Here is a 23,113-nt window from a genome sequence, read left to right as displayed (position 1 = left end):
GCCGTCTGACCGCGAAATGTTGACTGTTCGACCTTCAGACCGTTGGACGGTTAGACGTTCAGACCTCGCTTGTCACGCGCCTCAGCATCTCCGCGTAGGCGTCCTCCACCCCGCCCAGGTCGCGGCGGAAGCGGTCCTTGTCCAGCTTCTCGCCCGTCGCGGCGTCCCAGAAGCGGCAGGTGTCGGGACTAATCTCGTCGGCCAGGACGATCTGGCCGTCATGCGTCTTGCCGAATTCCAGCTTGAAGTCGATCAGGCGAACGCCGCGCGCCGCGAAGTAGGGCACCAGAAAATCGCGGACCTTCAGGCTCAGCTCGCGGATGCGCGCGAGGTCCTCTTCAGTGGCCCAGCCCAGGCTGATCGCCGTATCGCTGTTGATCAGGGGGTCGCCCAGCGCGTCACTCTTGTAGCAGTACTCGACGACGGGCCGGGCGAGGGGCGTGCCCTCCTCGATCCCGAGCCGTCTGGAAAAGCTCCCGGCGGCCACGTTCCGCACGATGACTTCCACCGGAATGATCTGCACCGCCCGCACGCGCTGCTCCCGGTCACTCAGCTTTTCGAGGAAGTGCGTGGGGATGCCCGCGCGCTCCAGCAACGGAAACAGGTGCGCGGTGATCGCGTTGTTGATCTCGCCCTTGCCCATGATCTGGGCCTTTTTCACGCCGTTGAAGGCCGTCGCGTCGTCCTTGTACTCCACCACGTATTCCTGCGGGTTCGGGGTCGCGTAGACCCTCTTCGCCTTGCCTTCGTACCGTTGCTCAAGCTTCATGCGCACTCCCAGGAGGGGAAAAAGTAGGGCGAGCGCCGGCCCGGCAGCTGCGGGTGGGCGCTCGTGGATTGGGCGTTGCTGAACATGCTGGGGCCTCCATCGCCGCCTCTCGGGCGGGCTTACCGTGCCGGGCGGCGCGGGGCGTCTCGCGGGACGCGGGTGGAAGAAGGAGAAGTGCAGCGGGTGCCTGCGGCAGGCTGCCGTGGTTCACCTTAACACCCCATGAAGTCCCGCGGGGTGAGGTCGTTCAGGCGGCACGGACGCGGCACAATGCAGGCCATGAACCGGATCGAAGCCAACCTGCTCGCCTCAGGCCTGAAGTTCGCCGTCGTCGGCACGCGCTGGAACCACTTCATCGTGGACCGGCTGATAGAAGGCGCACACACCGCCTTCGTGCAGCATGGTGGCGACAGCGCCGACCTCGACCTGTACGTGGTGCCCGGCAGCTTCGAGGTGCCCCTCACGGCCCGCCGCCTCGCGGAAAGCGGGCGTTACGACGCGGTGGTGTGTCTGGGGGCCGTCATCCGGGGCGCAACCGACCATTACGACTTCGTGGCGGGCGCGGCGACGAACGGCGTCCTGAATTCGATGCTGCACACGGGCGTGCCGATGGCCTTCGGCATCCTGACCACCGATACCATCGAGCAGGCGGTCGAGCGCGCCGGAACGAAGGCGGGCAACAAGGGCGCGGAGGCGGTGCTGGCGATGATCGAGACCGTCAATCTGCTGCGGCAGCTTCCGGGCACCGGGGCCTGACCCTACCGCACGGCCCGCACAAACCGCGCCCGCCCGGTGAGGTCGGGCCGCACATCCGCCCGCCAGCCCGCTGCACGCAGCTCCCCGGCGAAAGCGGCGGCGTTGCGCGGGTCGAGTTCCAGCAGCAGCGTGCCGCCGGGAGCGAGGGCCGCGCCCGCTTCCGCTGCGAGGGGCCGCGCCACCCCCAGCCCGTCCGGCCCCGCGTACAGCGCCAGATCGGGGTCGAAGCGCACTTCCGGGTCGGCGTCCAGGCGGTCGGTGTCGGGCAGGTAAGGCGGGTTGCTCACGATCAGGTCGAAGGGACCGGGCAGGCCCGCCAGCAGGCTCCCTTCCGCAAAGGGGACCTCCAGCCCGTTCAGGTGGGCATTTTCCCGCGCCAGGGTCAGGGCCTCGGGGCTGAGGTCGGTGGCGGTGACCGCCGCGTCCGGGCGGCCCGCCTTCAGCCCCAGTGCGAGTGCGCCCGTGCCGGTCCCCACATCCAGCACGCGGGGGGCGGGGCGGCCTGACAGGGCCTCCAGCGCCAGATGCAGCAGCCACTCCGTCTCGGGCCGGGGCACCAGCGCCCGCCTGTCGGTCCGCAGGCGCAGGCCGCCCCACTCCACCTCGCCCAGCAGGTGTTGCAGCGGCACCCGCGCCGCCCGCCGCGCGAGCAGCGTGTCCAGCCGCGCCGCGTCCGCCCCGCTCACCGGTTCCCCCGCGCGCAGCAGCAGCGCCGCGCCGCTCAGGTTCAGGCCGTGCTGCGCCAGCGCCCGTGCGTCCGCTTCCGGCGAGGGCACGCCCGCGTGACGCAGGAGGCGCGTGGCCTCTTGCAACCACGCGCGGAGGGTGAGAGGAGCGGCCACGAGCTAGGCGCTCTGGGCTTTGAGCCGGCAGGCTTTGAGCTGGCACAGCCCAGACTTGAGCGTCCAGCCTTTAAAGCATTTGTCAAAAAGAGACCTTCTTTTTGACTGAGCGGAGCGAGTGAAATCAAGAGAGCGTTTGGGAGAATGGAGCTGTTGGAGGCGCCTTCCCTCCAACGGCGTAATTCGGACAAATGCTCTATGGCTCAAGGCCCATAGCTCCTGGGCTTGATGATCAGCCGCCGCGCCGCGCCCTCGCCCACCGATTCGGTGACCACGTCCGGGTTTTCTTTCAGGGCGATGTGAATCACGCGGCGCTCGGCGGCGGGCATGGGCTGGAGTTCGTGGGCCTCGCCGCTCTTGGCGACCTGCACGGCCAGCCGCTCGGCCAGTTTGGACAGGGTGTCGGCCTGCCGTTTGCGGAAGCCGCCCACATCCACCCGCACGCGCAGGTCGCTGCGGCCCGCCTGCTTGGCCAGCACGGTATAGGCGATCACCTCGATGGCCCCCAGGGTGCGCCCGTCGCGTCCGGCCAGTCGCGCGGCGTTCTCCCCGCCGATCTCGGCTTCCAGCGCGTCCTCGCCCTCCTGGACGGTGACCGACAGCGTGGGGTCGATGCGGGCCGTCAGCCCCCTGAGAAACCGCTCCAGCACCGCGCGGGGGTCCTCGTGCGCGGCCTCCAGGGCGGCGGGGGCAGGCGCGGCGACCTCGGGCGCGGTGGGCAGCGGCGCCAGGTCGTCGGCGTCACTGATCCCCAGCCCCGCGAGGTAGTCGTCGAGGTTCGTGCGGTTGTCCATGAACCCAGTCTAGCGCGGCCCTCTCACGGCGTTCCCACAGAGGGGGGCCGCACCGGGAGAAAACGCAGCAGGCGGAAGCCGCCGCCTCCGCCTGCTGAGAACCTGCGGCGCTTAGCCCTCCGCGTTCTTCTCCACCAGATAGGCCCGCTCGATCACGTCCGGCGTGCCGGGCATACCGGGCTGGATGCGGGTGAGGCGGTCCAGCACGTCCATGCCCTCCACCACGCGCCCGAAGACGGTGTGCCGCCCGTCGAGGTGCGGGGTCGGGCCGAAGGTGATGAAGAACTGCGAGCCGTTGGTGGCGGGGCCAGCGTTCGCCATGCTCAGGGTGCCCTTGCGGTCGTGGCGGTGCTCGGAACCGAACTCGTCCTCGAACTTGTAGCCGGGGCCGCCCGCGCCGGTGCCGGTGGGGTCGCCGCCCTGCGCCATGAAGCCGTCGATCACGCGGTGGAACTTGATGCCGTCGTAGTAGTGGTGACGCAGCAGGTACGCGAACGAGTTCACGGTGACGGGCGCCTCGTCCGGGTAGAGGTCCAGCACGATGCGGCCCTTGCTCGTTTCCATCACGGCGCGGTAGGCCTTACCGGGGTCGATGCCCTCGCCCAGTTCGGGGGCCTGCGAGAACTTCGTCTGGCGCTCGCTGGCGAGTTCCGGGGTGGGCGTGAAGCCGTCGGCCTGATAGGTGTCGTTGGCAGTCATGGAGGCATTGTAACGGGGGGGTCGGCTTTCCGCCGTCCGCCGTCAGGGGCGAAGGCTTAACTGACATCTTGCAGTTAAGCCTCAAGGGCGGGAAGTACGTGCTGGAAGTCATCGAGTGCGTCCAGCTCCAGTTGGAGGGCTTGACGGCGCACTCCGGGGACGAACGAGAACCGGACGATTCCCGCCAGCTTGCCCCAGCCAGGCTAGGTTCCTGACCCCACACCGGGAAGTCGGGATCTTGAAGATGACAGAGGAAGAAGGCGAGCTGATTACTATATCTTGCCAGACGAATACTCACAGAATGAAGAGGGAAACTTAAAAGGCTGTGTCGCCAAAATAGAATTGGCCATACTGGTTAATATTCTGTCTATTTCTTCGGATACATCACCATATTCATCGGTCATATGAATACCCGTAAGACCCTCTATTCTGGTATAATCACCAAATCTAACTTGAATCTGAGGGTATAGATTTTTTAGAATGCTCGCCATCTCAATAATAACTCTATTAAACTCTTCCCCGAAGAACTCTTCAAGCTGACTCTTGCCTATTTCGACATCTATACTGGTGCTGAACATTTGATTCAACTCCTGACAATAGTGTATAAGGAAAAGGGCGTCTGGAACGCGCTTTTGGCCCCATAGTGGGGTGTGAACCCAAAGAACAGCGTTCCAGACGGCTCTATTCTGACATCCTGCCCTGCTTCTCCCGCAAGCAGCATCGGGAATCTTTCGAGGTCATCCTCAATCTGTTCCTGGATGGTTCCGGCAGACCGTTTCCAGAACGCGCCACCGGCAAATCCCCCGCCGCCCTCAGCCGCTTTCTCAACCACGCGGCCTGGAACACCGGGCAACTGTGCCGGGTGTTGCGCCAGCACGCTCACGAGACGTTGCAGGACCTGTGGCGACACCAGCCCCACCAGCGCCCCCGGCTGGAACTGCTGGTGGACCTGACCAGCCTGGAAAAGACCGGCAAATTCAGCGAACTTGCCGATTGGGTCCACATCTACCACGGCGTCCGGGGGGTCCACCTGGTTGTGCTCTACCTGTGCTGTGGAGAACTCCGACTGCCATGAGCTTTTCAGGTCTGGCGGGGCAAGGGCACCGCCACGCCTGCCCAGCTTGCCCTGAAGTTACTCCGCACTGTCCCCGCCACGTTGCTGAAAGGGAACCGTCGGCCCCGTCTGCATGCAGACGGGGGCTTCGAGAGTGCCGGGTTCATTCGGGGCGTCCTCGCCCGTAGCCTGGACATCGTGGTCGGCGTGCGCTGCTCTCGGAAACTGGAGGATGGACGGCAGGTCCGTAACCTGAGGGTGCGGGGGAGCCTGGTCAAGCCCGGTGGGCTTGATCAGGTCATGTGCGTTCTCCTGGGTGTGGCTCTACCGCAACACCGAGCCGGAACAACGCTTTGTGATGTCCAACCGCGACTTAGGCGGCAAGTACCTTGCCCGCATAGGGAAGCGCCGTTGGCGAATCGAGGCCTTCTTTAAAACGGTCAAGGGGAGATTCGGGCTCCAACGCTTCGCCCAGCACAGCAAACAGGGGGTGATGCGTTGGTGGTGCCTCTCTGGAATGGCCTTTCCGCTCTGCCACCTCCAGAACCTCGATCTGCCCATGGAGAGAGCAGGCACATGGCCCGACTGGGGCGAGCTGGCGAGAACCGTGCGATTCTCGGTCGTCCCCGGAGTGCGCCGTCAAGCCCTCCAACTGGAACTGGCCGCGCTCGACGTCTTCCAGCACGCACTTCTCGCCCCCTCAACCTAAATTGCAAGATGTCAGTTAAGCTTTTCACCCCTGAGCGCTGCCGGCGCACTCCACCACCCACTCCCCGCCGCGCATCAGCGCCTCGCGCCCGCCGTCCGCCGTGACGCCGTCCACGTCCATGTCAGGCGTGCCGATCATCCAGTCCACGTGAATCAGGGAGTCGTTGCCGCCCGCTGCGAGCAGGGCCTCGGGGTTCTCGCCGTGCTGCACGTTGGTGGGGTAGCAGCGGCCCAGGGCGATATGCGAGGCGGCGTTCTCGTCGAAGAGGGTGTTCAGAAAGAGCGTCCCGGTCTGCGCGACGGGGGCCGAGGCGGGCACCAGCGCGATCTCGCCCAGGTGGGAAGCGCCCTCATCCGTCTCCATCAGCTGGCGCAAGGTTTCCTCACCCTTCTCCGCGCTGACCTCGACGGCCTTTCCGCCCTCGAAGCGCACGCGGATGCCCTCGATCAGTTGCCCACGCGCGCTGAGGGGCTTGCTCGCCACCGCCACGCCGTCCACCCGCCCTGCGTGCGGGGCGGTGAACACCTCGTCGGTGGGGAGGTTGGGCACGGCGCGGATGCCGTTTCTGGCCGTCTCTGCACCGCCCTGCCAGATGTGCCCGTCGGCCAGGCCCACCGTCAGGTCGGTTCCGAGACCGCTTCTGAGATGAAGGGCCGCGTACTGCCGCCCCGTCAGGAAGGCGGTCAGGCGTTCCAGGCGCGCGAGGTGCGCGTCCCAGGCCGCCACCGGGTCGGGCTGGTCGGCGCGGGTCACCTTGAAGATGTCGTCCCACAGCCGGGCGACCGCTTCCTCTTCCGGCAACTCCGGGTAGACGCGGCGCGCCCAGGCGGGGGTGCTCATCGCGGCCACGGTCCAGTTCACCTCGAAGCCGCCGATAGCCTTTTGCACATGCTGGCCCATCTGCGCGGCGAGTTTGCTGCGCCGGGCCACCCGCTCGGGGTTCACGCCGGCCAGCAAGGAGGGGTCGCTCCCCACGATGGAGATGAAGGCGTACCCGTCGGCCACCAGCCGCTCACTCTCCTGCGCGCTCCACTCGGGCAGGAATTCCACCGCCGCGTCGGTGCCGTCTTCATACAGCGCGAGCGAGAGGTGCGGGTCGTTGTAGTCCACCCGCACGTCCGCCGCGCCCGCCCGGTACGCGGCGCGCGCCACCAGCCGGGCCAGCGCCGCCGCCTCGACGGGGGCGTTCACCTGCACCTTCCCGCCTTCCGGCAGGTTCACGCCCGTGCGGACGAGGAGTTCGGCGTACCGGGCGAGCTTCTCTTCAAAGCCTGGGTTGGAAGTCATGGCCGTCACTCTACGGCGGGCCGCGCCGTGACTTCATCCGGCCCCTGCCGGAAGCTCCGTTCCCGGGGCCACTGAACCGGCGCAGAGCTTCACCTGACCGCTGAAAGCAGACCGCTGCCCTACCATCCCTCGATCTGCCGCCCCGCCTCGAAAGCTGCCGCGCCCGCCGCCACCGCCAGATTCAGGCTGCGGCCCCCGCCGGGCTGCGGGAGCTTCAGCGTGGGCAGCCCTTCGCGCAGCCAGACCGGCAGGCCACGCGACTCGGGGCCGAACAGCAGGTAATCGCCCCGCCGGAAGCCTGCCCGCGTGTGCAGCGTGGTGGCGTGGGTGGAAAAGGCCCACACCCGCGCACTGGGCGGCAGGGCCGACTGGAAGGCCGTCCAGCCCGCGTGTTCATGCAGCGTCACGCCCTCCAGGTAATCCATCACGGCGCGGCGGAACTCGCGGTCGTGCAGGTGGAAGCCGAAGGGGCGAATCAGGTGCAGGTCGGCGCCCAGGACGGCACAGGTGCGCGCGACGTTGCCCACGTTGCCCGCCTTTTCCGGCTCGAAGAGAACCACGTGGAGGAGGGGTCCGCTCACCCCTCCACCCGCGTCAGCAGCACCGTCACCCGCACCTGCACGTGGTCGGGCGCGAGGCCCTCCGAGGTCTTGAAGCTCACGCCCACCTCGGTTTCGGCCAGGCCGAGCAGGGCCGCCACGTTGCGGGCGATGTCGGCGCGCAGCGGCCCCAGCCTGGGGCGGTCGAGCGTGACCACCAGCGCCACGTTCGCGGGCCGGTACTTCCACTCCCGGACCAGCGCCAGGCTGTCTTCCAGAATGACCCGCGAGTCCAGTCCCGCGTGTGCCGGGTCGGTATCGGGGTAATACTGCCCGATGTCCCCCAGCGCCAGCCCCGACAGCAGCGCGTCCGCGACCGCGTGCAAGACGGCGTCCCCGTCGCTGTGGGCCACCGCGCCGCGTTCGGCGTGGGGGATCGGCACACCCCCCAGCACCAAGGGCCGCCCCCCCGCGAGGCGGTGCGCGTCTTCTCCGTAGCCGATGCGGTAGGGGAGAGGGGGAAGGGTCATGGGTGCGAGTCTAGAGCGGCGTGGCCTGATTCAGGTGGCCTCCTCCACCGCCGCCGCCCCCCGCGTCGCGTCCCGCAGCGCCTGCGCGAAGGCGAGGGTGTCCTCGGGGTAGACCTCCACGGGCAGGGTCACGCCGGTCGCGGTGTACCCTTCTGTCCCCCGCCGCGTGTCGAAGGTGCCCAGCAGGTGATACAGGGCGCTCAGATGCTCGAACGGCACGCTGACGGTCAGACTCTGGCGGGGCCGGATCTCCAGCTTTGGCGCAGTTCGCAGGCATTCCGCCGCCGTGCCTCCGTAGGCCCGCACCAGCCCGCCGGTGCCCAGCTTTACGCCGCCGTAGTAGCGCACGACCACGACCATCACGTGATCCACGCCCTGGCCCTCTATCGCGCGCAGGATGGGTGCCCCTGCCGTCCCGCCCGGCTCGCCGTCGTCGCTGAAGCGGTAGGCGGGACCGGTGCGGTAGGCCCAGCAGTGGTGGGTGGCATCCGGGTAGCGGCCTCGCAGGGCGGCGAGCTGCGCGAGGGCCTCTGCGGGCGCATCGGCCCTCTCGGCAAAGGCCAGGAATTCGCTGTTCTCGATGACGGCGTCAAGACGGTGCTGCGCGGCCAGCGTAATGAAGGGGGCGGGCAGGTCGGTCACAGCAGGCCGCGCTCCAGGAGGTGCCGCCGCGCGTGCCACAGCGTCAGGCTGCTGGGACCGTCACCTATCTCGCCCGCCTCCAGCATCCGGTAGACCTCCGGCAGCGGCAGGATCACGCGCTCGATCACCTCGCTGTCCTCGTGGGCCGTCTCGCCCAGCGTGACCCCCAGGGCCAGCAGGGAGTAAAAGACCACCCCGCTGATGCTGGGCTGCGGGTAGAAGCCCGGCAGGGGCACCCACTCCGCCGCCGCGCCGCCCACCTCCTCGGCCAGTTCGCGCTGCGCCGCCGCCAGAAGGTCCTCGCCGCGCTCGACGCCGCCCGCCACAACCTCCCAGATGGTCGCCTGGAGGGGATAGCGGTACTGGCGAATCAGCACGGCCTCGCCCGCCGGGGTCACGGGCAGCACGAACATGGCACGTGGCCCACGTGGGCGGTACTGGTACAGCACCTCCGCGCCCGAGGGGGTCTGCACCCGGTCTTCCAGCACCACCCGGAAGCCCTCCACCAGCACCCGCGACGAGAGCGTCTTCCACGGCTGCACGCCGCCCGGTACGAGTTCGGCCCAGTTGGGATGTGCCTGTTCCTGGGACTTGCCTGTCATGCGGCCCAGGCTACCCCGCCCGGAGGCCCCGGCAGCCCACGACACGAAAAACCCCGCACGCGGCGGGGCTTTCGGTTCTGGTGGGTCGTGTAGGAATCGAACCTACAACCCGCTGATTAAGAGTCAGCTGCTCTGCCAATTGAGCTAACGACCCAGAGCGAAAGGGAGTATACGGACCAGGCCGGTGGCTGTCAAGGGGACATCAACAGGTCACGTAGGGTTCCGGCCAGATACAGGCTGCCCGTCACCAGCAGTGTCCCGCCGGGGGGCGTGAGGGCCAGGGCGCGCGCCAGGGCTTCGGCGGGTGGGGGCACGCTCTGACCGCCGAACTGGGCGGCGAGTTCTTCCGGAGGCGTGGCGAGGTCGCTGGGAGCGGTAAAGACCCTCACCGGGGCCACCTCCAGCAGCGGCGCGAGCGTGGCCGCCGTGTCCTTGCGGGCCAGGTTGCCGAACAGCAGCACGTCCGCCCGGGGCACGCTGGCGGCCAGGGCACGGGTCGCGTGGGGGTTGTGTGCGCCATCCAGCCAGACGGTTTTCCCGCCGACCTCGAAGCGTTCCAGCCGGGCGGGGTGGGTGGCCTGTAGCGCCGCCTCCACGCCCGCCCCATACCCCAGCGTGCGGAGGGTCGCGGCGGCCAGGGCCGCGTTCGCCTGCTGGTGTGTGCCCGCCAGCGCGGGGGGGCGGGAGAGGGCGAACAGGGCCGGATGCGTTCCCGGCGTGAAGAGGGGCGCGTGCGTTTCCGCCGCCACCCCCCGCACCACCTCCAGCGCCTCGGCAGCGGTCGCGGTACTCAGCAACGGCACGCCGGGCCGCGCCGCGCGGGCCTTATCCAGGGCGATGTCCCGCAGGGTCGGTCCCAGGGTGCTCACGTGGTCGAGGCCGACATTCGTCAGGGCGACGGCCTCCACCCGGGTCAGGGCCTGGGTCGCGTCGCTGACACCGCCCACACCCGCCTCCATCACGGCGACCTCCACACCGTCCTCCGCGAACACCTGACAGGCCAGGGCCAGGGTCAGGTCGAAGAAGGCCGCCTCCGGTGTCTGCGCCTTCGCCCACTCGACGAAGGCGGCGGTGCGGGCCGGGTCCAGTTCCTCGCCGTTCACCCGCACCCGTTCCTCGTAGCGCTGGAGGTGCGGGCTGGTGAAGCGGCCCACGCGCACGCCCGAGGCCAGCAGCCCGGCTTCCAGCATCGCGCAGGTGCTGCCCTTGCCATTCGTGCCGACCACGCGAATGGAGGAAAACCGCGCGTCGGGGGCGCCGAGGCGGTCCAGCAGCGCCCGCGCGGTGCCCGGTCCCCGTTCGCGCCCCGCGCGCGTGCGCGAGTACAGCCAGTCGTAATCGGGGCGAGCGGTCATGGGCCAAAGCTAGCGCAGGTCAGTCCGCCCACCCGCCTTCCAGCAGCGCCCGCGTTTCCAGCACGGCTTCCTGCCAGATGGCGAGCATCTCCCCGTCGGGGCGCACGTGCAAGCCGCCGTAGTTGCCGTCGCCCAGCACCTCGCGGACGCGCCGGGGCGGCAGTTGCCGGAGCTGCGCGAGGTCCACCAGGGGTTTGCGTTCCTCGGGAGCCGCGACATCAGCCAGACGTGTCCACGGGAAGTTCTCCATCCAGCTCGCGTGGCTGGCGAGGGGATCGGTGGCCTGCACGGCGGCCCAGGTGCGCGGTGCGTTCCACCAGTTGTGCCACTGTACCCGCGCCTCCGGATGGCCGGAAAGCCACTCGCCCAGCCAGCCCTGACCGGGCGTGTTCCCGCCGTGGCCGTTCACCACCAGGATGCGCCGGAAGCCCTGCGCGTGGAGGCCGCTCAGCAGGTCGTCCAGCAGGGCCAGGTAAGTGCTGACCCGCAGGCTGACCGTGCCGGGATACGCCGTGAAGCCGGGCGTGATGCCGTAGGCGAGGACGGGAAAGACCGGGATGCCCAGCGGCCCGGCCGCCTCCGCCGCGACCCGCCCGGCCAGCCGGCTGTCGGTGGCGAGACTCAGCGTGGCGTGCTGTTCGGTGCAGCCCAGCGGCAGGACGCAGCGGTCGTCCCGCCCCAGATACGTTTCCACCTGTTCCCAGTTCATGTCCTGAACGCGCATGGGCCACAGTACTCCGCGTTGGATACAGGACCCCGCGCTAGGATGCGGGCCGTGACGCACGGACAGCCAGCAGGACCACCCGCCGCCCCGCGCGTGGGCGTGGTGATGGGGTCGAGGAGCGATTTCGAGACGATGGGGGGCGCGCTGGACGTGCTGCGTGACCTGGGCGTCGCGTATGAGGTGCGGGTGCTGTCGGCGCACCGCACGCCGCAGCTACTCGCCACTTACGCCTCACGGGCCGAGCGCCTGAACCTGAGCTGCATCATCGCGGGGGCGGGCGGCGCGGCGCATCTGCCGGGAATGCTGGCGGCCTTCACGCGGGTGCCGGTGCTGGGCGTGCCGGTCCAGTCCCGCGCCCTGAGCGGTCAGGACAGCCTGCTGAGCATCGTGCAGATGCCCGCCGGGATTCCGGTGGCGACCTTTGCCATCGGCGCGGCGGGGGCGAAAAACGCGGCCCTCTTTGCCGCCGCCCTCCTCGCCACGACGGATGAACGCGTGCGCGAACGCCTGAACGCCTTCCGCCAGCAGCAGACCCGGGCCGTGCTGGATGAACCGTTCTTCGAGGGCCACCCGGAAGCGGGGACGGAATGACCCCTGATCCCGCCCCCACCCTCGGCATCCTGGGCGGCGGTCAGCTCGCGCAGATGCTCGCCCTGGCCGCCCTGCCCCTCGGGGTGCGGACGGTGGTGCTGGAACCCGACCCCCAGGCCCCCGCGCGGCTGTGCGCCGAACACCTTCAGGCGCCCTACACCGATCCCGCCTCCCTGGACCGCCTGGCGGGGTGCGACGCCGTGACGCTGGAGTTCGAGAACGTGCCGGTGGCCGCGCTGGCCGCGCTGGAGGGCCGGGTGCCGGTGCGGCCCGGCGGTCATCTTCTGGCCCGCAGCAAGCACCGGGCGCGTGAGAAAGAAGCGCTGCGGGCGGCGGGCGTCGCCACTGCGCCCTTTGTCGCCATCGAGAGCGGGGCCGATCTGGCGGGGGCGCTGGACGCGGTGGGCGGGCGCGGCCTTCTCAAGACCAGCGAACTCGGCTACGACGGCAAGGGCCAGGTGCGCGTGAACAGTGACGCGGAGGTGAGGGCCGCCTGGGACAGCCTGGGCCGCGTCCCCTGCGTGCTGGAGGGCCTGATTCCCTTCCGGCGCGAGGTCAGTCTGGCGGTGGCCCGCAGTGCGGCGGGCGAGGTGGCCTTCGGGCCGCTGGTCGAGAACACGCACCGGGCGGGCATCCTCCGCACGAGTGTCTTTCCCGCCGCCGCGCCGGAGGGGACGGAAGCCCGCGCCCGTGAGGCGGCCCGCGCCGTTGCGGAAGCCTGGGGCCTGGAGGGCCTGCTGACCCTGGAGTTCTTCCAGCTGCCGGGTGGTGAACTGCTGGTGAACGAGGTCGCGCCGCGCGTCCATAACAGCGGCCACCTCACGCAGGACGGCGGCGGCCTCAGCCAGTTCGAGGCGCAGGTGCGCGCCGTCCTCGGCCTGCCCCTGACCGACTGGGCACCCCTGCACCCCACCGCGATGGTCAACATCGTCGGCCCGGCAGACGGGCAGGAACCCGACTGGACGGGCATCGACACGCTGCCCGGCACCCGGCGGCACCTCTACCACAAGGCTCCCCGCCCGGGGCGCAAGCTGGGGCACGTGAACCTGGTCGCGCCGGACCCGGAGACCCTGCACGCCCGCCTCGCGCGGCTGGAGGCCCTGATTCCCTGAGCCTCCCCGGGCGTGGGCTACAGTCCTCCCCATGACGCCTCCCACCCTGCCCCCCGTGCCCGGCGAGGTCCGCACGCCGCGCCTGCTGCTGCGTGCCCCGCGCCCCGGGGACGCGCCCGCCGTCCACGCGGCGGTTCACGCCTCGCTCCCCGAACTCCGGACCTGGATGGTGTGGGCGCAGACGCCCCTCGACCTGCCCGGCACCGTGGAGAACCTGCGGGAAGCGGCCCAGCGCTTCGCGGCGCGGGAGAACCTGCGGTATCTGGTGTGGAACCCGGACGGCACGCGGTTGATCGGCAGCAGCGGCTATCACGCCCTCGACTGGCGCGTGCCGAAGGCCGAGGTCGGCTACTGGATCGCTACCGCCCACACCGGTCAGGGCTACGCCACCGAGGTCACGCGGGCACTCACCGAACTGGGCCTGGACACGCTGGGCTTTCGCCGCATCGAGGTGCGCTGCGACAGCCGCAACGGGCGCAGCGCCCGCATTCCCCGCGCGCTGGGCTACACCCTCGACGCCACCTTCAGGAATGACGACGTGGCCGCGCATGACCCGTCCCAGCTGCGCGATACGCTGGTCTTCAGCGTCACGCGGTAGGGAAACACGCGGTAAGGAAAGCAGAGGCTGGCGCTTTCAGGGCGTGATTCGCGTGCCCGCCTCACCCCGCGCGGCGGCGGCCAGCACCCCCGCCGTCATGCCGCTGGCGATCACCGCGAAGGGTGCCCCGGCGTCCAGGGCGACGAGCGCAGCCCGTACCTTTGGAATCATGCCCCCGGCGATCCAGCCTTCCGCGATGCCCGCCTCGGCCCCGGCGCGGGTGAGGTGGGGGGTCAGGCTGGCCGGGTCGGGGTAGGCCCGGTATACGCCGTCCACATCGGTCAGGAACACGATGCCGTGGCCCAGCGCCCCGGCCACTGCCCCGGCGGCGGTGTCGGCATTCACGTTCAGCGCGCCCCCATCCGGCCCCACGGCCACGCAGCCCACGACCGGCGTGATTCCCGCGCCGAGCAGGGTGCGGAGCAGCGCCGCATTCACCCCGGTCACGCGGCCCACGCGGCCCAGTGCGGGGTCCAGCACCTCGGCCACCAGCAGGTCGCTGTCCCGGCCCATCAGGCCCACCGCACCGCCCACCTCCTGGCTGAGCTGCTTGTTGAGCTGGCACAGCGCCATCTCGACCACGTCCATCGCGTCCGGCGTGGTCACGCGCAGGCCGTCCCGGAACGCGCTGGGCAGGCCGCGCGCCGCGAGTTCACGCTCGATCACCGGGCCGCCCCCATGCACCACCACGACCGGCTGCGTGCCGCGCAGCGCCGCGATCTCCCCGGCGACGGCGCGCCGCAGCGCCACGCTCTTCATGGCGTTCCCGCCGTATTTCACGATCACGGGGGACAGTCTACAAAGCTGTAGAGCGGGGAGCGGGGGCCTCGCGCCGCCTTCAGTCGCTGGCGAGGCTCAGCGTCTTGCGGCCCGCCTGAACCGGGGGTGCGACGACGGGTTTGGCGTACCAGGTCATGACCGGCCGGGCGTCGAGCGCGAAGGTGTACCCCAGGCGTTCCCAGAAGCGTGCGCCGCGCGGGTTGTCCCCCAGCACGCTGGCGAGAATCCGGGTGGTTCCGGGCGGCACGCGCGCTTCCAGCTCGCGCACCGCCTGGCGGCCGAGGCCCTGGGACTGCCGGTCTTCCCGGATCAGCAGCAGGTTGATGGTCAGGTCGCCGGGTTCCGGGTAATCGCGCTTGCAGTCGAGGCTACCGATCAGATCACCGGCGGGGCCGAACAGGAGTTCCAGGCGGCGGCGCGGGTCGAGCAGCGCGATTTCCACGTCACGCTCGACCTCACTGAGACTGGGAACGCGCGTACCGAGCAGCTCGAAGTAACCGGGAGCGGCGGCGTACAGCGTGTGGAGCAGCGGCGCATGGTGGAGCGCCAGCGGCGTGACGTTCAAGGTCTGAGCCTCCCGTCCGGCGGGCGGGGTTGTGGGGGGTGAGATAGGCCGGACTGGGTGCAGCATACCTCTCTCCCCAGGTCCCCAAGCGTGAAACCGGCCACCACAGGGACTTGAGGCTCACTTCACACGCCGGGGGTGAGGCTGCGCTACCCTGCCGGGATGACCCCCGGTCCCGGCTTCTACGCCCGCCGCCTCGCGCAGGCGGGGGCCGTCCTCGCGCCGATGGCGGGCTACAGCGACGCGCCGATGCGCCAGCTCGCCGCCGAGCAGGGGGCGCTCTGGACCGTCAGCGAGATGATCAGCTCGCGCGGCCTGGTGCTGGGGGGCGAATCCGAGAAACTCACGCTGGGCCGTCCCTACCCCGGCGAACAGGGGCGCGTGGTGCAGCTGTTCGGCGCGGAGCCGGACATTCTGGCCCAGGCGGTCGGCCGGGCCGAAGCCTGGTTTGCGCCCGCCGCCCTCGACCTGAACATGGGGTGCCCGGTGCCCAAGGTCAAGGGGCGGGGGGGAGCCTGCCTGCTCCAGACCCCGGAGGTGGCCTATGACCTGGTGCGGGCCATGCGCGCGGCGACCCCGCTCGACGTGAGCGCCAAGATTCGCCTGGGCTGGGACGCTGACCGCAGCGTGGAGGTCGCGCAGGGGCTGGCGGCGGCCGGGGTCAGTCTCATCACCGTGCATGGCCGCACCAGCGCGCAGCGGTACACCGGCGAGGCCGACTGGGACGCCATCGCCCGCGTCGCGGCCAGCGTGGCCGTGCCGGTGGTGGGCAGCGGGGACGTGCGGAGTGCGCCCCAGGCCCGCGCCCGCCGGAAGGCCGGGGTGGCCGCCGTGATGATCGGTCGCGGCGCGGTCGGCAACCCCTGGCTCTTCCGGGCGCTCGCCACCGGCGAGGACACCCGCCCGGACGCGCGGGAACGTGCCCGCACGGCCCTGCGGCACGCCCAGCTCCACGTCGCCTTTTACGGCGCGGACCGCTTTGGCCTGCTCAGCGTGCGCCCCCTGCGGAAGGTGCTGCACCAGTACCTCCCCGACCACCCCGAGCTGCGTGAGGCGCTGGTGCAGGTGAACACGCTGGAGGATGTGGAACGGGCACTCGCGCCGCTGTGGCAAGGCCCACCACACCCGGCCCCACGCCCCGGGCCGCCCCCCGCAGAGCATGAAGAACACGTGGCCCTGAGCGCCCCCTGATCTTCGAGGCCCGCCGCCGCAGAGCAGGTATGCTGTGAGGCACCCATGAACGTCCGCGAGTACTACGCCTACCTTTCTGCCGCGCGTGAGCAGCTGTGGAACTTTTTGCGGGCGCTTCCCGCCGCCGATCTGGACCGCCCCATGATCGACGGGGACCGCTTCCACAACATCAAGGACCTGCTCCTGCATGTCGTGGACGTGGAAGACCACTGGGTGCATACCATCGCGCTCGGTGACGGTGTGGCGTCCAGCTACCCGCATGACTGGGTGCAGCCGCGCGCCGAGCAGTACGACCTGGCCTGGATCACCCAGTACGGGCAGGACGTCGGGAGCAGAACCCGGACCTTCCTGGACAGTGCGCCCGACCTCTCCCGCCCGGTCAAGCTGGTGCAGGACGACCCGGCCAGCGACACCGTCACCCTGGATCACCTGCTGTGGAACGTGATGACGCACGAGGTCCGCCACACCGCGCAGATCGCGCTCTTGATCCGGCAACTGGGCCACACGCCGCCCTGGCTGGACTACCTGCGCTTCATCCGGCCCCAGCCCACGCCCGGCATGGGCGACGAGGTAGCGGACGACTCCGGGACGGACAAGGACCTCTAGAGCATTTGTCAAAAAGAGACCTTCTTTTTGACCGAGCGGAGCGAGTGAAAGAGGGAGAGCGTTTGGGAGAATGGAACCGTTGGAGGCGCTTTCCCTCCAACGGTGTAATTCGGACAAATGCTCTAAAGAACACGGAACCTTTCGTCCGTCCCCTGGCCGGGCCAGCGGCGCTGCAAGGCGAAAGAGTTACTCCTCCGCGCCGGTCCGGGGAATCAGCATATCTGCGGGTGGGCGGATCAGCAGGCGGTCCACGCGCGGGCCGTCCACGTCCATCACCTCGATCTCCCAGTCGTCCACACGGGCAATCGCGCCGATCTGGGGAAACTCGCCCAGCACGTCGAGCACGTAGCCGGCCAGGGTGCTGAACTCCTCGCGGGGCAGGGTGGGCAGGGGCAGCCGCTCGCGCAGTTCGTGCATGGGCGTGCCGCCGTCCACCAGAAAGGACCCGTCGTCGCGGCGCACGAGCTGGTCCTCGCCGTCCGTGACGTCCATGCCCGCCAGTTCCACCAGCAGGTCGCTGATGGACAGCACGCCGCTGAACTCGCCGTACTCGTCCACGACCAGCGCGAGCCGCTGGTGGCCTTCGCGTTCCAGGCGGGCCAGCGCGTCCTCGGCCCAGGCCGCCTCGGGGATGAAGACGGCGGGCCGCACGAAGTCCGCCAGCGGTTGCCCGGTGTGCAGCGCCCGCAGCACGTCCGTCACCGCGACCTGCCCGACCACCTCGCCGCCCGGGTCACGCACGGCGTAGCGGTCGTGTTCGTACGACAGCACCGTCTCGACCAGCACCCCGGTGGGGGCCGTCAGGTCAAGCGTCACCACGTCCAGGCGGGGCGTCATCAGGTCGCGCACCCGGCGGTCGTTGAAGCGCAGCATGGAGGCGATGCGCTCGGTTTCGGCCTCCTCCAGGCTGCCGCTCTCGGCGGCTTGCAGCACCAGGGCCTTCACGTCCTCCTCGGTGACCATGTCCGGCACCTCACCGCGCATGCCCAGCAGCCGCAGCAGTCCGCGCGAGGTCACGTCCAGCAGCCACACGATGGGCCGCGCCACCTTCGACAGCACGGTGAAGAAGGGCGCGACGCGCGCGGCGAGCGCCTCCGGGTTCCGCAGCGCGATGCCCTTGGGCGCGAGTTCGCCCAGCACCAGCGAGAGGAACGTCACCAGCAGCACCACCGCGACGCTGGCCGCCGCCCCCGCCGACGCGCCGAACAGGGGGCGCAGCAGCGGCTCGGCGTAGCGCGTCAGGCTGCCGCCCGCGAAGACGGCGCTGACGGTGCCGATCAAGGTGATGCCGATCTGCACGGTCGCCAGGAACGCGCCGGGCCGCTCGGCCAGCCGCACCGCCGCCGCCGCGCCCTTCTCCCCCCGCGCCGCCGCCGCCTCCAGCCGCGACCGCTTGGCCGAGACCACCCCCAGTTCCGAGCCGGAGAAAAAGCCGTTGATGATCAGCAGCAAAACCAGAATGCCGAATTCCAATAGGGGATTGCCCACAGGGGGCAGTGTAGGGGGCGGGGCGGGGGGAGATGGCCCTGAGATTCCCTTTATATGACCTGTCCGGTATGTGACCTGCCCGGCCCGCAACCCCCGGGCACCGTCTATACTGCCCAGGTTATGCGTACGGTGACGGTTGGAACGCGCGGCTCGGCGCTCGCGCTCGCGCAGACCCGGTGGGTCGTGGCCCGCCTGAAGGAGGAATGGCCGGACACGGACTTCCGCATCCAGACGATCAGCACGAAGGGGGACCGCGACCGCGCGGCCTTGCAGTCGCTGGCCCAGAAGGGTGACAAGGGCTTCTGGGTCAAGGAAATCGAGGACGCCCTCCTGCAAAAGAGGATCGACATCGCGGTTCATTCGCTCAAGGACCTGCCGACCGAGCAGCCCGAGGGGCTGGAGGTGTCCTCGATTCCCAAACGGGTGGACGCCCGCGACGTGTTGATCGGCAAGGAGGGCATGAAGCGCCTCTCGGACCTGCCGCCGGGCGCGCGGGTGGGCACCAGCAGCGTGCGCCGCAAGGCGTTCTTGCGCGCCTACCGCCCTGACCTGAACATCATCGACGTGCGTGGCAACATCGACACCCGCCTCGCCGCGCTGGGCACGCCCGACTATGACGCGATCATCCTGGCGGCGGCGGGCCTGATCCGCACCGAGATGCGCCACCGCATCGACGAGTTCGTGGACCCCGACATTCTGCTTCCGGCTCCCGGCCAGGGCGCGCTGGCCCTGGAAACCCGCTCGGACGACGACCTGAACATCGAGGTGGCCTACGCGATCAACGACCACGGCACCGACGACCGCATCACCGCCGAGCGCGAGTTCCTGGCGGGGCTGGGCGCGGGCTGCATGGCCCCGGTCGGCGCCCACGCCTCGCTGAAGGGCGGCGTCCTGACCCTGGAGGGCTGGGTGGGGGCGCTCGACGGTTCTCAGGTGATCCGCGCGACCACCTCCGGCGACCCCGCCGAGTGCGCCGATCTGGGCGCGGAACTGGCCGCCGACATGCTGGGCCAGGGCGCGCAGAAACTGATCGACGCGGCCCACGGGTGAAGCCCTTTTCTGCCGCCACGCTGTTCCCGGCGATTCTGGCGGCGCTGCTGTGGATGGGGATCGGGACCGTACAGCGCACGCGGGCGGGGCTGCCCCTCGCGGACGCGCTGGTCGCGGAACTGCCGCTGACCGTGCTGGTCTTCGTCCTGGCGCTGGTGTGGGCGGCCCTGCGGCGCCGCCGCTGACGGTGGGGTGCCCATGCAGCGTCTCGCGGTGATTCATACGGGCGGCACCATCGCCAGCCGCCCGAATCCGCACGGGCCGGGCGTCACGCCGCAGTCGGCCCCCAGCGTGCCGGGCCTGCTGGACGTGACCATCACGGATCACCAGCCCTTCAGCCTGCCCAGCCCGCACGTCACGCCCGCGCACATGCTGGCGCTGGCCCACCTGATCGGGGAACTGGCCCCCGGGCATGACGGCGTCGTGGTCACGCACGGCACCGACACGCTGGAGGAGACGGCCTTTCTGCTGCACCTCGTCCTCGCCACGCGCACGCCCGTCGTGCTGACCGGCAGCATGCGTCACGCCGAGGAAGCCTCCTGGGACGGCCCCGGCAACCTGCTGGACGCGGCGCAGGTGGCCTTGCACCGGCAGTCGGAGGGGCGCGGGCCGCTCGCGGTGTTCGGCGGCGACATCTTCGACGCGCGCACCGTGACCAAGGTCCACACGACGGCGGTGGACGCCTTCGGGGGCTATCCGGGGCCTATCGGGCGGATCGACCGGACCGGCGACCTGGCCCACCTGCGCTATTTCGCGATGCCAGAGGCGCGGCCCGTCTACGCTCCGCCCGCCCTCAGCGCCCACGTCGAGATTCTGTATGCCTACGCGGGCTGGCAGGGCGAGGGCTACGCCGAGGCCGACGCCCGCTCGGACGGTTTGGTGATCGCGGCGCTGGGCACCGGGAACCTGCCCGCCGAACTGCTGCCCCTGATCGCCCGCACCGCCGCCGCCGGAAAACCGGTCGTGATCGCCACCCGCACCCACGCCGGTCCCGTCATTCCGGTCTACGGCTACGCGGGCGGCGGCGCGACGCTGGTCGAGGCCGGGGCCATTCCCGCCAGCTTCCTGAACGCGCACAAGGCCCGCTTGCTGCTGCTGGTGCTGCTCAGTCTGGGGCGGGGTCTGACCGAGATTCGCCGCGTGTTCGAGGAGGGGGCATTCTAGCGGGGGCAGGCCGCGCCACAGGCCCCACGGGAAAGGGGAGACCGCTGGGTTGCCCCCTTTTCCGGCTGTTCCCCGCCGTGCCCGCCGCTCAGGCCCGCGCGTTCTGCTCGCGTTTGCGCTTGAGGAACCACACGACCGCCGCCACGACGACCACCGCCAGGATGACCTTGGACGCGGGGCCGATGTACTGCTCGACCCGGTCGTAATGCTCACCCAGCAGGTACCCCGCCCCGGCCAGGGCGCTGGCCCACAGGCCCGAGCCGACAGCGCTGTAGAGCAGGAACTTTGGGAGCGGCATCTCGCTCATGCCCGCCGGGAGGCTCAGCAGGCTGCGGATGCCGGGCACCAGGCGGCCGAACAGCACCGCCGCGCTGCCGTGCCGGTCGAACCAGTCGTCGGCCCGGCGGATGTCCCGGCCACTCAGCGTGAGCCAGCGGCCGTAGCGGTCGGCCCACCCCACCAGCCGCTCCTCCCCGAAAGCCCGCCCCACGTAGTACAGCGGCAGGGTGCCCAGGACGCTGCCCAGCGTGCCCACGGCGATCACCGCCAGCAGGTTCATGTCCCCGCGCGACGCCGCGAAGCCCGCCGACGGCATGATCAGCTCGCTGGGAATCGGCGGGAAGAGGTTTTCCACGATCATCAGGAGCAGGATGCCGAGGTAGCCCAGGCTGTCCATCAGAGTCTGTACCCAGTCGGCCATTGCTTCAGCCTAACGGTCAGAGCGGGGGCGAGGCGTCCCCCGAAAGTTGAAGCGCAAGTTGAAGGGCGCGGCCCGCACCCTACACTGCCCCCATGACGGCTCCCCTTCCCCTGCGCGCCCTGATCTTCGACTTCGACGGCACCATCCTCGACACCGAGACGCGCGAGTTTCATCACTGGCAGGCCCTCTACCGCACGCACGGGCGCGAACTCGCCCTCGCGGACTGGCAGCGCGGCGTCGGCACTTGGGACGCCTTCGACCCCTGGGCCGGGCTGCCGGACCACGTGCAGGCCGACCGCGAGCGGGTACATGCGGAGCTGCACGGGCGCATCGTCAGCGACATCGCCGAACAGGACCTGCGGCCCGGGGTGCGCGCGGTGCTGGAAGGCGTGCGGGCGGCTGGCCTGCGGCTGGCCCTGGCGACCAGCAGCGACCGCGCCTGGGTCACGCGCTGGATGGCCCAACACGACCTGCTGGACCTGTTCGAGGTGCTGGCGACCCGGGACGACGTGCGCCGCGTCAAGCCGGACCCCGAACTCTACGCGCTGGCCGCCGGGCGCCTGGGCCTGCGCCCGGAAGAATGCCTGGCCGTTGAGGACAGCCTGAATGGGGCCACCGCCGCCGTCGCCGCCGGGCTGCGGGTGGTCGTCGTGCCGAACGCCGTGACCCGAACCCAGCCCTTCCCGCCCGCCTGGCCGCGTCTGGAGGACGGCTATGCGAGCGGCCTGGCCGGGCTGCTGCGGGTGGCAGGGGAGGGGTAAAAGACCGCGCGCCGGAGCATCGCTGCCCGGCGCGCAGTTCCGAAGTGGGTTAGAGGGCGAGCAGCTTGCCCAGGTTGCCGTCGTCGGTCAGGCCGTTGGGGAAGAACCCACCCTTGCTCGCGCCCGCCGCGAGGAAGACGATGTTCGCCACCTGACGCGGCGTGCGGCTGAAGGCGATGCCGTTGACGTCCGTGGGGACGATATTGGCGCTGCGGGCCATCACGCCGGGATTGGCGTTGCCGGTGGCGGTGATGCCCTGATCCAGATCGGTGTCGCCGTCCGCCCCGTCGCGCAGGTTGCTGATGGCCTGCACGACGGCTTCCACCGTCAGGCCAGCCGCAGCCTGCTCGCCACGGCGGCGGTAGAGCTGGGTGCGGATCGAGCCGGCGTGGTACGCCTCGACGGCCAGGATGCCCGCCGCGTTCTCCAGGTTGCCGCCCGCCTTCTGGTCGTCCAGGAACCGCGCCGCGCCCTTGTAGGCGGTGACACCCACGTCCTCGAAGACGAAGGCGCCGTGCAGGAAGAACAGCTCGTTGGCGTAGGGGTTGAAGTTGGCGATGGCTCCATTCGAGGCCGCCTTGCCCGCCGCGACAAAGGAGCCACTCAGGTCAAGCTGTGGCTGGGCCACAGCGGCACCCTTCAGCACGCTGCGGATCACCTTGACGTGCGCGATCTCGTCGTCGGCGATCTCGTGGGCCATTGCCAGCATATCGCCGGTCAGGCCGGGGACGGTCATGGTCCTGCCGTCGTACCCGGCGGGGAGGGTGACCTTGCCCGCGTCGCCACCCGCCGCCGTCAGTTCGCCCAGGCGGCCCACGGCGGCCAGGTAGAAGGCGGCTTCCAGGTACTCCAGGTTCAGGGCGAAGTTGAAGATGGCGGCGTCCAGGCCGTTGTCCTGGCTGGGCTGCGTGGCGATGACGCTGGTGCAGCCCGACAGCACGGCGCCCGCGCCCATCATGCCGGCCATACCCAGGAACTTGCGGCGGCTGCTCATACCCTGCGTGTCGTTGCTCATGTGGAAACCTCCGGAAACGAGAAGGAAGAAACGGGACGGACGACGAAGACCACAGGTCCGTCACAAGGCGAACCCGTCACGCGGGGGCCACCTGGGCCACCCTTGCGCCGCTTCATCCTGTCTCTATGCGGCTTCCCCCGGATCGGATCACCGGTGGCCCCCAAAAGAGAGGAATCTTAACTTCAGATGA

The 23,113-nt window shown here is 69.9% G+C and carries 29 protein-coding genes and 1 tRNA gene; 11 read left to right on the top strand and 19 right to left on the bottom strand.

The features are described 5' to 3' along the window. Positions 1 to 58 precede the first annotated feature (58 nt). Entirely contained in the window at positions 59 to 769 is a 711-nt protein-coding gene (purC, locus tag DEIPH_RS02675) for a phosphoribosylaminoimidazolesuccinocarboxamide synthase (RefSeq protein WP_034353382.1), read from the bottom strand. A 279-nt stretch (positions 770 to 1,048) separates the two neighbouring features. On the opposite strand from purC, the gene ribH reads away from it, so the two are divergent. Continuing rightward, complete coding sequence (ribH, locus tag DEIPH_RS02670) at positions 1,049 to 1,525, top strand: 6,7-dimethyl-8-ribityllumazine synthase (RefSeq protein ID WP_034353546.1); 477 nt, start codon at positions 1,049 to 1,051, stop codon at positions 1,523 to 1,525. Positions 1,526 to 1,527: 2 nt separating this feature from the next. Here ribH and prmC read toward each other — a convergent pair whose 3' ends face one another. The 5 genes from prmC to DEIPH_RS19550 all read right to left on the bottom strand — a co-directional run bounded on the left by prmC (position 1,528) and on the right by DEIPH_RS19550 (position 4,872). Continuing rightward, a complete protein-coding gene (prmC, locus tag DEIPH_RS02665; RefSeq protein ID WP_034353378.1) occupies positions 1,528 to 2,367 on the bottom strand; it encodes a peptide chain release factor N(5)-glutamine methyltransferase in 840 nt (279 codons plus the stop codon). Between the two features lie 203 nt (positions 2,368 to 2,570). Further along, positions 2,571 to 3,161: a Jag family protein gene (locus DEIPH_RS02660; protein WP_034353376.1), complete on the bottom strand. Its 591-nt coding sequence runs from the start codon at positions 3,159 to 3,161 to the stop codon at positions 2,571 to 2,573. A gap of 111 nt (positions 3,162 to 3,272) precedes the next feature. Further along, a complete protein-coding gene (locus DEIPH_RS02655; protein ID WP_034353374.1) occupies positions 3,273 to 3,860 on the bottom strand; it encodes a peptidylprolyl isomerase in 588 nt (195 codons plus the stop codon). 272 nt (positions 3,861 to 4,132) lie between these two features. After that, a complete protein-coding gene (locus DEIPH_RS19555) occupies positions 4,133 to 4,447 on the bottom strand; it encodes a hypothetical protein (protein WP_152544745.1) in 315 nt (104 codons plus the stop codon). Next, positions 4,444 to 4,872 (bottom strand): hypothetical protein, encoded by a 429-nt coding sequence (locus tag DEIPH_RS19550; protein ID WP_152544744.1) that lies wholly within the window; start codon positions 4,870 to 4,872, stop codon positions 4,444 to 4,446. The genes DEIPH_RS19555 and DEIPH_RS19550 overlap by 4 nt, the downstream gene beginning before the upstream one ends. A gap of 358 nt (positions 4,873 to 5,230) precedes the next feature. Here DEIPH_RS19550 and DEIPH_RS18560 point away from each other — a divergent pair, with 358 nt between their 5' ends. Continuing rightward, positions 5,231 to 5,623 (top strand): transposase, encoded by a 393-nt coding sequence (locus tag DEIPH_RS18560; protein WP_152544743.1) that lies wholly within the window; start codon positions 5,231 to 5,233, stop codon positions 5,621 to 5,623. A 24-nt stretch (positions 5,624 to 5,647) separates the two neighbouring features. Here DEIPH_RS18560 and DEIPH_RS02640 read toward each other — a convergent pair whose 3' ends face one another. The 8 genes from DEIPH_RS02640 to DEIPH_RS02605 form a co-directional block, all read right to left on the bottom strand. Beyond that, complete coding sequence (locus tag DEIPH_RS02640) at positions 5,648 to 6,910, bottom strand: aminopeptidase (protein ID WP_034353370.1); 1,263 nt, start codon at positions 6,908 to 6,910, stop codon at positions 5,648 to 5,650. A 119-nt stretch (positions 6,911 to 7,029) separates the two neighbouring features. Then, a complete protein-coding gene (locus DEIPH_RS02635) occupies positions 7,030 to 7,491 on the bottom strand; it encodes a TrmH family RNA methyltransferase (protein ID WP_034353367.1) in 462 nt (153 codons plus the stop codon). Further along, the gene (gene ispF / locus DEIPH_RS02630) at positions 7,488 to 7,979 is read right to left on the bottom strand and encodes a 2-C-methyl-D-erythritol 2,4-cyclodiphosphate synthase (RefSeq protein WP_034353365.1); all 492 of its coding nucleotides are present in this window, start codon (positions 7,977 to 7,979) and stop codon (positions 7,488 to 7,490) included. The genes DEIPH_RS02635 and ispF overlap by 4 nt, the downstream gene beginning before the upstream one ends. A 30-nt stretch (positions 7,980 to 8,009) precedes the next feature. Beyond that, positions 8,010 to 8,621: an IMPACT family protein gene (locus tag DEIPH_RS02625; protein ID WP_034353362.1), complete on the bottom strand. Its 612-nt coding sequence runs from the start codon at positions 8,619 to 8,621 to the stop codon at positions 8,010 to 8,012. Beyond that, positions 8,618 to 9,223, bottom strand: a complete 606-nt coding sequence (locus tag DEIPH_RS02620; protein ID WP_081790735.1) for an NUDIX domain-containing protein — start codon at positions 9,221 to 9,223, stop codon at positions 8,618 to 8,620. The genes DEIPH_RS02625 and DEIPH_RS02620 overlap by 4 nt, the downstream gene beginning before the upstream one ends. Positions 9,224 to 9,301: 78 nt before the next feature. After that, positions 9,302 to 9,377, bottom strand: a tRNA-Lys gene (locus DEIPH_RS02615). Positions 9,378 to 9,414: 37 nt separating this feature from the next. After that, entirely contained in the window at positions 9,415 to 10,578 is a 1,164-nt protein-coding gene (locus DEIPH_RS02610; protein WP_034353358.1) for a glutamate ligase domain-containing protein, read from the bottom strand. A 19-nt stretch (positions 10,579 to 10,597) separates the two neighbouring features. Then, on the bottom strand, positions 10,598 to 11,302 hold the full coding sequence (locus tag DEIPH_RS02605; protein WP_034353355.1) for a creatininase family protein: 705 nt from the start codon (positions 11,300 to 11,302) through the stop codon (positions 10,598 to 10,600). A 42-nt stretch (positions 11,303 to 11,344) separates the two neighbouring features. On the opposite strand from DEIPH_RS02605, the gene purE reads away from it, so the two are divergent. From purE to DEIPH_RS02590, 3 genes are read left to right on the top strand one after another with little or no spacing between them, the layout of a single operon-like run. Next, positions 11,345 to 11,893 (top strand): 5-(carboxyamino)imidazole ribonucleotide mutase, encoded by a 549-nt coding sequence (gene purE / locus DEIPH_RS02600; protein WP_051517091.1) that lies wholly within the window; start codon positions 11,345 to 11,347, stop codon positions 11,891 to 11,893. Continuing rightward, positions 11,890 to 13,005 carry a 5-(carboxyamino)imidazole ribonucleotide synthase gene (gene purK, locus DEIPH_RS02595; protein WP_034353349.1) on the top strand — a complete coding sequence of 372 codons (1,116 nt, stop codon included), beginning with the start codon at positions 11,890 to 11,892 and terminating at the stop codon, positions 13,003 to 13,005. Before purE ends, purK begins: the two co-directional genes overlap by 4 nt. Before the next feature lie 31 nt (positions 13,006 to 13,036). Continuing rightward, the gene (locus tag DEIPH_RS02590; RefSeq protein ID WP_034353346.1) at positions 13,037 to 13,603 is read left to right on the top strand and encodes a GNAT family N-acetyltransferase; all 567 of its coding nucleotides are present in this window, start codon (positions 13,037 to 13,039) and stop codon (positions 13,601 to 13,603) included. 36 nt (positions 13,604 to 13,639) lie between these two features. On the opposite strand, the gene argB is transcribed toward DEIPH_RS02590, so the two are convergent. Continuing rightward, entirely contained in the window at positions 13,640 to 14,389 is a 750-nt protein-coding gene (gene argB, locus DEIPH_RS02585) for an acetylglutamate kinase (RefSeq protein WP_034353343.1), read from the bottom strand. Positions 14,390 to 14,441: 52 nt separating this feature from the next. Next, the gene (locus DEIPH_RS02580; RefSeq protein ID WP_034353340.1) at positions 14,442 to 14,948 is read right to left on the bottom strand and encodes a GNAT family N-acetyltransferase; all 507 of its coding nucleotides are present in this window, start codon (positions 14,946 to 14,948) and stop codon (positions 14,442 to 14,444) included. A 162-nt stretch (positions 14,949 to 15,110) separates the two neighbouring features. Between DEIPH_RS02580 and DEIPH_RS02575 the strand changes: the two genes are divergently transcribed. Together DEIPH_RS02575 and DEIPH_RS02570 are read left to right on the top strand one after the other, a co-directional pair. After that, entirely contained in the window at positions 15,111 to 16,139 is a 1,029-nt protein-coding gene (locus tag DEIPH_RS02575; protein ID WP_081790734.1) for a tRNA dihydrouridine synthase, read from the top strand. Positions 16,140 to 16,184: 45 nt separating this feature from the next. Further along, entirely contained in the window at positions 16,185 to 16,745 is a 561-nt protein-coding gene (locus DEIPH_RS02570; RefSeq protein WP_034353337.1) for a DinB family protein, read from the top strand. Between the two features lie 186 nt (positions 16,746 to 16,931). Here the strand turns inward: DEIPH_RS02570 and DEIPH_RS02565 are convergent, their stop codons facing one another. Then, positions 16,932 to 18,233: a hemolysin family protein gene (locus DEIPH_RS02565; RefSeq protein WP_034353333.1), complete on the bottom strand. Its 1,302-nt coding sequence runs from the start codon at positions 18,231 to 18,233 to the stop codon at positions 16,932 to 16,934. Positions 18,234 to 18,353: 120 nt separating this feature from the next. Between DEIPH_RS02565 and hemC the strand changes: the two genes are divergently transcribed. From hemC to DEIPH_RS02550, 3 genes are read left to right on the top strand one after another with little or no spacing between them, the layout of a single operon-like run. Continuing rightward, the gene (gene hemC / locus DEIPH_RS02560; RefSeq protein ID WP_034353329.1) at positions 18,354 to 19,283 is read left to right on the top strand and encodes a hydroxymethylbilane synthase; all 930 of its coding nucleotides are present in this window, start codon (positions 18,354 to 18,356) and stop codon (positions 19,281 to 19,283) included. Next, positions 19,280 to 19,468: a hypothetical protein gene (locus tag DEIPH_RS02555; protein ID WP_034353326.1), complete on the top strand. Its 189-nt coding sequence runs from the start codon at positions 19,280 to 19,282 to the stop codon at positions 19,466 to 19,468. Before hemC ends, DEIPH_RS02555 begins: the two co-directional genes overlap by 4 nt. A 13-nt stretch (positions 19,469 to 19,481) precedes the next feature. Beyond that, entirely contained in the window at positions 19,482 to 20,447 is a 966-nt protein-coding gene (locus DEIPH_RS02550) for an asparaginase (RefSeq protein WP_034353323.1), read from the top strand. 88 nt (positions 20,448 to 20,535) lie between these two features. On the opposite strand, the gene DEIPH_RS02545 is transcribed toward DEIPH_RS02550, so the two are convergent. Then, complete coding sequence (locus DEIPH_RS02545; RefSeq protein ID WP_034353320.1) at positions 20,536 to 21,147, bottom strand: DedA family protein; 612 nt, start codon at positions 21,145 to 21,147, stop codon at positions 20,536 to 20,538. A 92-nt stretch (positions 21,148 to 21,239) separates the two neighbouring features. Here DEIPH_RS02545 and DEIPH_RS02540 point away from each other — a divergent pair, with 92 nt between their 5' ends. Beyond that, positions 21,240 to 21,908: an HAD family hydrolase gene (locus DEIPH_RS02540; protein WP_034353317.1), complete on the top strand. Its 669-nt coding sequence runs from the start codon at positions 21,240 to 21,242 to the stop codon at positions 21,906 to 21,908. Between the two features lie 49 nt (positions 21,909 to 21,957). Here the strand turns inward: DEIPH_RS02540 and DEIPH_RS02535 are convergent, their stop codons facing one another. Next, complete coding sequence (locus DEIPH_RS02535) at positions 21,958 to 22,923, bottom strand: ferritin-like domain-containing protein (RefSeq protein ID WP_034353315.1); 966 nt, start codon at positions 22,921 to 22,923, stop codon at positions 21,958 to 21,960. Between the last annotated feature and the right edge of the window lie 190 nt (positions 22,924 to 23,113).

The sequence above is a fragment of the Deinococcus phoenicis genome (genome assembly GCF_000599865.1).
Taxonomy (GTDB): domain Bacteria; phylum Deinococcota; class Deinococci; order Deinococcales; family Deinococcaceae; genus Deinococcus; species Deinococcus phoenicis.
Note: the sequence above shows the minus strand (reverse complement) of the source record. Positions and strands in the feature narration are given on the sequence as shown.

Coding starts and splice junctions, on each gene's coding strand:
- DEIPH_RS02640 (WP_034353370.1), bottom strand. CDS start 6,910: ATGACTTCCAACCCAGGCTTTGAAGAGAAGCTCGCCCGGTACGCCGAA.
- DEIPH_RS02590 (WP_034353346.1), top strand. CDS start 13,037: ATGACGCCTCCCACCCTGCCCCCCGTGCCCGGCGAGGTCCGCACGCCG.
- purE (WP_051517091.1), top strand. CDS start 11,345: ATGCGGGCCGTGACGCACGGACAGCCAGCAGGACCACCCGCCGCCCCG.
- DEIPH_RS02540 (WP_034353317.1), top strand. CDS start 21,240: ATGACGGCTCCCCTTCCCCTGCGCGCCCTGATCTTCGACTTCGACGGC.
- purC (WP_034353382.1), bottom strand. CDS start 769: ATGAAGCTTGAGCAACGGTACGAAGGCAAGGCGAAGAGGGTCTACGCG.
- ispF (WP_034353365.1), bottom strand. CDS start 7,979: ATGACCCTTCCCCCTCTCCCCTACCGCATCGGCTACGGAGAAGACGCG.
- ribH (WP_034353546.1), top strand. CDS start 1,049: ATGAACCGGATCGAAGCCAACCTGCTCGCCTCAGGCCTGAAGTTCGCC.
- DEIPH_RS02535 (WP_034353315.1), bottom strand. CDS start 22,923: ATGAGCAACGACACGCAGGGTATGAGCAGCCGCCGCAAGTTCCTGGGT.
- purK (WP_034353349.1), top strand. CDS start 11,890: ATGACCCCTGATCCCGCCCCCACCCTCGGCATCCTGGGCGGCGGTCAG.
- DEIPH_RS02545 (WP_034353320.1), bottom strand. CDS start 21,147: ATGGCCGACTGGGTACAGACTCTGATGGACAGCCTGGGCTACCTCGGC.
- DEIPH_RS02570 (WP_034353337.1), top strand. CDS start 16,185: ATGAACGTCCGCGAGTACTACGCCTACCTTTCTGCCGCGCGTGAGCAG.
- DEIPH_RS02550 (WP_034353323.1), top strand. CDS start 19,482: ATGCAGCGTCTCGCGGTGATTCATACGGGCGGCACCATCGCCAGCCGC.
- DEIPH_RS02660 (WP_034353376.1), bottom strand. CDS start 3,161: ATGGACAACCGCACGAACCTCGACGACTACCTCGCGGGGCTGGGGATC.
- DEIPH_RS02610 (WP_034353358.1), bottom strand. CDS start 10,578: ATGACCGCTCGCCCCGATTACGACTGGCTGTACTCGCGCACGCGCGCG.
- hemC (WP_034353329.1), top strand. CDS start 18,354: ATGCGTACGGTGACGGTTGGAACGCGCGGCTCGGCGCTCGCGCTCGCG.
- DEIPH_RS02605 (WP_034353355.1), bottom strand. CDS start 11,302: ATGCGCGTTCAGGACATGAACTGGGAACAGGTGGAAACGTATCTGGGG.
- DEIPH_RS02575 (WP_081790734.1), top strand. CDS start 15,111: ATGACCCCCGGTCCCGGCTTCTACGCCCGCCGCCTCGCGCAGGCGGGG.
- DEIPH_RS02655 (WP_034353374.1), bottom strand. CDS start 3,860: ATGACTGCCAACGACACCTATCAGGCCGACGGCTTCACGCCCACCCCG.
- DEIPH_RS02620 (WP_081790735.1), bottom strand. CDS start 9,223: ATGACAGGCAAGTCCCAGGAACAGGCACATCCCAACTGGGCCGAACTC.